The 775-nt window shown below is 32.8% G+C and carries 1 protein-coding gene; it reads left to right on the top strand.

Going from position 1 to position 775, the window contains the following annotated elements; genetic code table 11:
• Positions 1-327: 327 nt before the first annotated feature.
• Positions 328-775, top strand: a 448-nt coding sequence (locus AB1471_RS16945) for a hypothetical protein (protein WP_367780925.1), incomplete at its 3' end; no start/stop codon positions are given.

The following is a 775-nucleotide window of genomic DNA, read 5'->3' as shown; positions in this document are numbered from 1 at the left end:
TATCGTGGTAGATAAATATTTATCTTCTTATATAACAATTGGTGGTCTATTTTTTTAAGGCGTGTGGCAAGGTATGGTTTTGAAAGAAAGTCACGATGTTTTACCTCGTTGGATATTATACTTTTGATCAAACTTTATTCCAAACCACAACACTAGGCGATTATGGGTTGGGTAACCATACATACAAACTGTCTGTATAAAGATATAATCCATGAAACAAAGAAAACATTCCCGTATTCTAAGGATGATAAATAAATAAAAATAATTTATAAAAAGAAAGTGTGTGCAGGACCATTTGCACATCTTTTATAAATGGAGGTTAGACCGATGAAATGGTTAAAAATAGCGATTGTTTTATTTGCTATATGGTTCATTTCTAGTATCGTTATTGTTTATTATTTTACCAATGAAGGGAACGAAGAAGCTCAAAACGTAGATGATACGGTTCATCCGAATTCCGGAGAAGGAACAAACACACTAGGGATAGGATTATTTGATTTAGAAGGGGATATCATTGATTCGGGATCAATGATAACGGATGATAATGGATACTTAGAATATACGGTGTCATTCGATAGTTTTATTGATTCAGAAAGAGAATATGCATTAGTCGCATTAGTTGATTTAGAGCAAGTGCCCTTTACCGTGGATGGGGAAAGTTATGATAAATATTTCTTCAATATGGATACGAATAGCACGATAGATATTGATACAATTATGGCCGTAGATGAGAGTAATAGTGAGGTATCTTATCTAATATTCAAAGAACCAAATA

The sequence above is a fragment of the Jeotgalibacillus marinus genome (assembly GCF_040801915.1).
GTDB lineage: Bacteria > Bacillota > Bacilli > Bacillales > Jeotgalibacillaceae > Jeotgalibacillus > Jeotgalibacillus marinus.
Note: the sequence above shows the minus strand (reverse complement) of the source record. Positions and strands in the feature narration are given on the sequence as shown.